This window comes from Verrucomicrobiota bacterium (assembly GCA_037139415.1).
Classification (GTDB): Bacteria; Verrucomicrobiota; Verrucomicrobiia; order Limisphaerales; family Fontisphaeraceae; genus JBAXGN01.
Window position 1 is genome coordinate 1 of sequence record JBAXGN010000255.1, and the last position, 8,774, is coordinate 8,774.

1 protein-coding gene is annotated in these 8,774 nt (G+C 55.5%); it reads left to right on the plus strand.

The annotated features are described in order from the left end of the window. Positions 1–68: 68 nt before the first annotated feature. Positions 69–8,774: autotransporter-associated beta strand repeat-containing protein (locus WCO56_27305; GenBank protein ID MEI7733309.1), on the plus strand; the 8,706-nt coding region annotated here is incomplete at its 3' end.

Below are 8,774 nucleotides of genomic sequence, written 5' to 3' on the forward strand. Positions count from 1 at the left end.
GCGGTTGTCGAACAGCGGTTGTCGAACAGCGGTTGTCGAACAGCGGTTGTCGAACAGCGGTTGCGCTATTGATCGCACTGATCTCCCTTGGAATTGCATCTGCCCGCCTCGCGGCTGCCGATAAAACCTGGAGCGGTGCCGGTACGGATGTGAACTGGAACACCGGCCCCAACTGGGGTGGAGGTGTGCCCGTTGGCGGTGATAACCTTATTTTCGGGGCATTGACGCGCCGGACCAATAACAACAACATTGCCGCAAACACCGCTTTCGGTTGGCTCACTTTCAACACCGGCCCCTTTGCCTTGGGGGGCAATGTTTTCTATTTAACCAACAGTATCACCAACTCCGCCGGGGCGAACTTGATCAGCAATACGATCTCGTTCGCCACCCCGTCGGCAGCAGGCCAATTTCAAGCCACCCAGATTTTATGGAATGCCGCCGCCAGCGGCAATGGCGCGCTGGTCCTCAAAGGCTTCCTGACCAACAGTGCCCCCACAGGCACTGCGTCCGGCACGAATGTCCTTCTGTTTGGTGGCTCGGGTGATTTCGGGGTGAGCAATGTCATCTCGGGCGTGGCGGGTCTGATCAAAACCGGTGCGGGCAACCTCACGTTGGGAGCGACCAATACGTATGGTGGCAATACCACAGTTGGTGCCACGGTGGATACGCTGCTTTTGGGCGGCATGATCCGGGCAGGCGCGAATTACGTCATTCCGGGGGTTGGCGCGGGGCGCGGGAATCTGAATATCTCCAATGCCACTACGTTTGACCTGAATGGCACCATGCAGGCACTCAACGGTTTGAATGGCGACGCCACCGCCTCGGTGGATAATTACTCGGCCAATCCTGCCGTGCTGGGCATTGGCTCTAACTCCTTTTGGGGCGGCAACATTCAGGATACGCATGGTGGCAATGTCACCGTGAGTAATTATGGGGGCGGAGCTACCTTTTTCACCGCTGCCAACACGTATCATGGGCAGACCAAGATAAGCGGCGGCATGTTGATCCTGACCAATACCGCCACGATCTTGAACAGTCCCGTGATTTATGTGAACAGCGGCAAGTTATTTCGCATTGATAATACGGAGGCGAACAATGTGGCCAATCGCATTGCGGACACTGCGACCATGATTCTCGACCAGGGCAATTTCTTTTTTGAAGATCAAAATACCGGTGCCAGTGGTACGACGTTTAGTGAAACCATCGGCACGCTCATCGTGACCAATCGCGATAACCGTATTGATGTTCAGGCCGCCGCTCCCGGCCAGACGAATATTCTCACCTTTGCCAATGTGCTCCGCTACAACGGCGCCACGTTGAATGTGACCGGCGGGGGGCTTGGCCGGACCAACCAGACTTACACCACCCGCCTGATTTTCACCGATCCATCGGGGCTAACCAATGTGGGCAGCGTGCTTGGCATCGTGCCGTGGATGCGTGATAATGGCGATAATTTTGTCCGCTATAACCCCAACGTCAATTCGCCCCAGACGATGACCGGCACCCAGGATTATTGGCTGAACGCGCCCGAGACCGCTTGGAATAACAACACGAACCTCGTCCTTCTGCGCTATGGTCAGACGCTCACTGCTGACCGCCCCGTGGGCGCGCTGAATCTGGCTTATTCACCCGCGCAAGCCGGGTCTGCAGTTGGGCCGCTGAATCTCGGCGGTAACACCCTGCGCATCGCCTCCGGCTCGCTGCTTATGTCCTCGCGTGATTTCGGTGGCCAGTGGCTCATCACCAACGGCACGCTCATCGCCGGGGTGACGCCGGGAACCCCGGCCGAACTGATTGCTTATACCCGGAACAACAATTTTTCGCAGTTCGGCCAAGTGGGGCTTGCGACGCCGTTGGCGTTTACCGGCAACGAAATCGCTGCCACGATTGCGGATAATTCGGGTGGGGCGGTACAGTTGACCAAAGCCATCGGTTATACCCTGATTTTATCCGGTAACAATACGTACTCCGGCGGCACTACCATCCAAAGCGGTGGCGATACGCTCATCCTGGGGAACGGTGGCACGTCGGGGAATGCGGGTTATGGCAATATCACCAATTTTAGCAACCTTGCTTTTAATCGCACCGATGATTACACGTTTACGAACATTATTCGGGCTTCCGGAGCGGTCGCCAAATACAACACCAACTCGATTACCTTCACCAGTGACAGTCCCTATAGCGGGGCTTTATCGGTTTACAACGGCGCCACTATCCTGGCCGGCCTCAGCGGGCGCTTCTCCGGTGCCGCTTATTACAACGTCTTCCGTGGCTCACTGGTGATTTCCAACGCGACCGGTGCCAACCACGGAGATCGCTTGAAGGACAGTGCCAACGTCGCGCTCTACGGGGGGGCGATGGTTTTCACCAACGACGGTTCCAACCAGAATTTTACCGAGACCGTCAATTTTCAAACTGCCATGGGCAGCAGCAAAGTTATCGCCGGGCCGGCTCAGGTTGGTTACAAATCCGTGCTGACGCTGAATGCTCCCAATCGCCAAGGCTATAATCCCACTTTGAATATCGTCGGGCCGGGGTTGGGTACCAACGTGATTGCCAGCGGCGGGGCGACCAACCTGGTGGTTTTCTCTGGTGGCACCACCCTACAGAATGGGACGTTTAATCCCGCTTATATCATTTCCGGCACGGAATTCGCGAAGTATGCCACAAACTCGAGTCTCAATGTGACTTCGGCGATGCCGATGATTGACTTGGATTATGCCTTAAATGCGCTGGAGGCTGTTTGGGTCGGCACGACGAATGTCAAGTGGACGGCGGGGGGGGCAATCACCTTGTCCGGCAGCCGCTCCGTCAATACTCTGAATCTTGCCCAGACCGCCGGCACGACGTTGGACCTCTCGGCGGGTTCGTTGACAGTTTCCAATTCGGGCATTCTGGCCAGCGGTGATTACCCGGCCAGCATCACCGGCGGCACACTTAATGCGGGGGTGGCGGAGTTGATCTTCCACGTCATGATCCCCACCAACAGCGGCAACGCGCTGACCGTCAGTTCCGCGATCACCAACCAGCAGAACAGTGGTACGGCCTTGGTTTTGACCAAGAGCGGCCAGGGCAAGCTGGTGTTGTCTGGCAACAACCTTTTCAATGGCAACACCGTCCTCAATGAAGGCGTGTTGAGCGTGGGAACTATCAGCGACACCAGTCCCAGCCCCATGGGCACCAATGTCGGCACCACGATTTATCTACGCGGGGGGACGTTCCAATTCACGGGGGATAACAGTGCCACCCCTACCGCCCGCAAGTTTGAGGTCAACAACAACATTGGTGGTGGCATTAATGTAACCGCTGGCAATAATCTGGTACTCACGAATGCCTTCGTGGGCTCCGTCGGCTTCTCCGAGTTGCTCAAGACCGGCCAGGGAAAACTCACGCTCGGAGGTACGGTGGATAACGTCAACCTTAAGGTCCATGTCAAGGAGGGTAAGCTCGTGCTCAATAAGTCAGCCGGTGGCAGCGGATACCGGGCGGTGTATGGGATCACCGGGGTCTCTCCTGGCGCAACCATTGAATATGGCAACACCGCTTACGGCGATCAAATCTATGATAGCGGCAACTTCGTGGTGCTGAACATGAATGGGCTATTCGATTTCAAAGGCGCGAGCGACGGTTTTAACAACATGACCGGCACTGGGCTGGTAACGAACAGCGCGGTGGGGACCACCACCTACATGACCAACGGAGCGAATGGTTCCGGCAGCATGACCACAGTTAATATTGGTGACGGCATCGGTTTTGGCGGCGGGACGGTCGCGTTGGTCAAGGGGGGCGGCGGCAATAGCCTCGTCCTTACCGGGAACAATGCCTATCATGGCCGCACCTATATTAATTCCGGCGTACTCATGATTGATAGCGACACCCGCTTGGGCACGCCGCCCAGTTCGTTCACCCCGGACCAACTTATCCTCAACGGCGGAAGTCTTGGCGGCATCGGCGGCACCGTGGGGATTCACACGAATCGTGGCATTACCCTCGCCACCGATTCTGGAATTGAAGTTGCGATGGGCACCACGCTGTGTGTGACCAGCGCGATTACGGGTAACTTTACGCTGACCAAGAATACCGAGGGTACGCTTGTGTTGCTCAATCCTGCCAACAACTGGACCAATGGCCTCACGATCAGTGGTGGCATCGTTCAATTGGGTGCCAACGAAGTAATCCCCAACGGTACCGGCTTGGGCAACGTCACCATCAATGCCAGCGGGGCCGGCGGCATTGCGCCATCGGCTTATCAGTTGGCTGGTACGCTGGACCTGAATGGCTTCAACGAGACGATCAATGGGCTGACAGTCAACAACGGTCCCAATTCCGGCAAGGTGCTAAACAACGCGCCCAATACCATCAACACGCTGACGGTGGGTGATGGTGACGGCGGCAGCACTATTAGCGGCGGTCTTTATGACAACAATAACAACCTCGGGGGCGTGTTGGTCCTGCGCAAGATTGGAACGAACAACCTGTTTTTGACGAACACCACGAATTATCACAGCGGTGGCTTCATATTTGAAAATGGACGGACGGATTTTGTGGACGACTATTCATTGGGTGCGGTGCCCGCGACACCGACCACCAACTTGGTCTTTAACGGCGGTGTGATATTTAACAACAGAGCGATAGCTGCCCAAATTGCAACCAACCGAACCATTAACCTCCTGGCGGGGGGCGGTTATTTCATGGCAGGTTATACGCCTGGCACCTTGACCATTAACGGACGCATCACCGGCGTGGGGGCTTTGAATTTTGGCTTTGAGAACAGCACAAACATCCTAACCAACCCTGGCAATGACTATGCCGGTAAGACCATTGTGGGTAATAACGTTCCTAACACATCCCACAGTGGCTTGGCACCCAAGCTGAAGCTGGGAGCTTCGGAAGTGATTCCGAATGGTCCAGGCAAGGGATTGCTACTCCTGACCAATGGCAGTTTGGTGGATATGGCTGGATTTACTGAGACGGTGAATGGCTTGGGGGCTTGGGGTTCCGCTGTGGCCGGTACGATTGATAATTCGATTGGTAACGCGAATCTCATCGTCGGTGATGCGGGCACCACCAGTTCGTTCAACGGTGTGCTCAAGAATACGTTCGGCACGCTCAGTCTGACCAAAATTGGCGCGGGCAAGCTGACCTTGACCGGTGTGAACACATACAGCGGCGGTACGACCAACGCCGGTGGCACCCTCAACATCAATGACGACACCGCACTGGGTGCGGCAGCACCGCTGGTTTTCGCGGGAAGCAGCACGCTTCAGGAGGCAGGCAACCTTGCTTTTTTGGCCACCCGTCCTCTTATCATCAACAATGGCGTTACCGCCACCAATGATGACCAGGGTTTCTCCATCACCATCAATAGCATTATTAGCGGTCCGGGCAATTTGACCAAGGCCGGTGCGGGAACACTCAGTCTGTACGGTGCCAACACCTACTCCGGCAACACGTTGGTTACGGACGGAACACTGCTGATCACGAGTGCGCATCAAGGGGGCGGCGGTTTTCAGGTTAACGACGGTAAAACGCTAACGATCGGCTTCTCGGGGCCCGGCCAGACTGTTCCCATGAGTTCGCTAACGCTGGGCAGCGGTGCAACGCTGAATTTCACCGGCTGGGCGACCGATCCGGCGAACCCTTCGGTATGGGCGACCAACTTGGTGGTCAATGGCACGGGCACCATTAACATCAGCGGACAGTTTGTCGCTGGTGTCACCATTCCGCTCATCCGGTACACAGGCGCCATCGGCGGCAGCGGGTTTGCCGGGCTGCGGCTGGGCACACTGCCAGACGGCACTTCAGCCGCTTTGCAGGATAACGCGGGTGAGGTTGACTTGGTCATCACCAGCACGCCGGGTACGCATGGGAGTTATCCCATTACTTGGACGGGTGTGAACAACGGCAACTGGGATGTCAACACCACGACCAACTGGGTGGACTACTCGGCATTCGCAACGACGTATTTGCAATCTACCGAAATTGGGGATGTTGTTCGGTTTGATGACAGCGCCTCGGCTTTCACGGTGAACCTGACCACCAATCTCGCGCCAGCTTCAGTGACGATCAGCAATAATTCCCAGAATTATCTGTTCACGGGTTCCGGCAGGATTACCGGCACCACCGCGCTGATCAAGCACGGTGCTGGTAGTGTGACCTTGGGGAACAGCAATACGTTCACGGGCGGCACCATCTTTACCAACGGTGGTGGCAAGATTGTGATTGATGCCAATAATGCGCTCTCCGCCGGGGCAATGATTAATTTTGGCAGCTCGGGCACCTTGGATTTGAACGGCAATAGCCAAGTAATTTCCAACCTGACCTTTACCACAGCGACGATGACAAATGTTCCGGCATTGACGAATAACTTTACCGCCACAGTCGTCGGCGTGGCTGGATCAACCCTGATTTACAATGGAACTGCGGATCTGAATGTGGGGCCGAATGTAATGGCAAATACCTTGGCCAGGATCACCAATACCCTTGATATGTCCGGTTTGGGCAATTTTGTATTCACCGGCTTTGGTAATACTAATACTCTGCGCGTGGGCGGATATGTGAGTGGGTGGGGCAATCAATGCGGGGTTATCACCTTGGCCGCTTCTAACACCATCGCCGCCTTGGCGGTTGGAGTGGGGGATTTCACATTTAATGCGCCTCAGAATTATACGAATGCCATTCATTTGGGGCAGGCCAATAGTCTATCGCTTGGCAGTCTGAATGTGGGCTCCACCCGACAGGCGCACGCGCTGATGGATTTTGCGACAACTTGGACTTCGCCTACGCTCACGTTGCGTGGCACCAACGGGCCGTCCAGTGGTGTACCCAACGTCTGGGTCGGGTCACAGAGTCACTATGGCAACGACAATCTCTACCATGTCCTCGATCTATCGGCGGGGAGCGTGGATGCCGTGATAGACACGTTGACGATTGGGCGCATGGAGGGGCGCTTCGGAACGGAAAACGGTCTATTTGCGATGAACGCTGGCAATATGACTGTCACCAACATCATGCTTGGTCAAAACGTCGTGATACTCACTGGAACCGCTGGGTTTGCCACCAATAGCGTTGCCAATGGCACTTTGACCTTAAGCGGTGGCACGATCAATGCTGGGACTGTGACGTTATCCGATACCGTGAGCAACGTTCTCAGCGCTAGTGGTACTTTTGTCCTGACCAACAGCGGTTCACTACTTGTTAAATCCATTACCCGAGGGCGCATAGTAGGTACCAATGTGGCCACGGTGACGTTAAACGGCACCAACGCGGTGCTTGATTTATTGGGTGGCGCCATCGGTACCAACGGGATTGCGGCCACCTATGTTCCCAATCTCAACTTCCAGGCAGGCACGCTGAAAAACGTCGCGGAGATCAACGGCGGAACCAATCTGGTGAAGACGGGTACTGGCATCCTGACCTTGGCGGGCACGAACGCCTATAGCGGGGCCACTGTGGTGAGCAATGGAACCTTGCTGGTGCAGGGGATCATTGATACCAATCTGGTCACCGTCTGGGGTGGCACCTTGGGTGGCAATGGTCAGATCAAAGGAACGGTATCAATTCAATCCAACGGCACTCTTTCTCCGGGCAGCAATGGTGTCGGCGTCCTCGCCGTGAATAACAACGTGAGGTTAGGTGGCGCAACGGTCATGGAAATCAGCAAGGTGGGTTCGATGCTGACTAACGATTTGGTGACGGGCATTAACACGCTTACGAATGGTGGCACCTTGAATGTGGTGTTGGCTGCTGACAGTGATCCGGTAATCAACTTTGCGGCGGGTGATACTTGGCAGTTGTTCAGTGCCGCGTTTTACACGGCTACCTTTACTGTCACCAATCTGCCTGCGTTGAGCAATGGCCTTGTTTGGGACACTTCCGCTCTCAATACGCATGGCACGATTCGCGTGGTGGGTGTCGCGGCGGGTGGAATAATCGTTACCCCTTCGCCGACCAATACCGTCGAGGTTGGTTCCCCGGTGGGTTTCTTGGCCACCGCTTCGGGCACCCCGCCGATCACGTATTATTGGTATGCAAACTCGAACTTTGCAACGCCGGTAGTGGTGACCAATGTGTACACCAATGCCTCCGCAGCGTGCGGAGATGACCACACCTGCTTTAATGTGGTGGCGAGCAACACCTACGGCGTGGCCATCAGCGCACCGGTATATGTGGCAGTGACGGATAGCAAGCAACCGGCGTTTGTGATGGACTTGATGCCGGGCACGAATACCACTGGTATCGGCTCGAACTTCACGCTCTCGGTGAGCATGGCATCCAATTGCCATAGTCCAGTGTTCACCTGGTTTTTCAATGCCACCAATGTTTTGGTGCAGAACAATACCAATACCCTGGTGCTGACCAACCTGCAGATGACCGATTCGGGCAAGTACCTGGTGATGGTGACCAATATTAATGGAGCGACCAATAGTGCGGAAGTGACCTTGGTGGTGACCAATCACATTATTCCACCATTCAATTTAAGCATTTCCCCTGCGCCGACGAATACCGTTGAAGTGGGTAATACGGCCGGCTTCCTGGCTGCTGCCTCAGGTACATCGCCAGACTATCGCTGGTACCTGAACTCGAACTTTGCCACCGTTGTATTCAGCGGGGCAGCCTTCACCAATCCCGTGGCGCAATGCGCGAACCGTGGCGATTACTACAATGCCACAGCCAGCAATGAGAACGGTGTGGCCATCAGCGCGCCAGTATATGTGATGGTGACGGATAGCAAGCAACCGGCGTTTGTGACGGACTTGATGCCGGGCACAAAC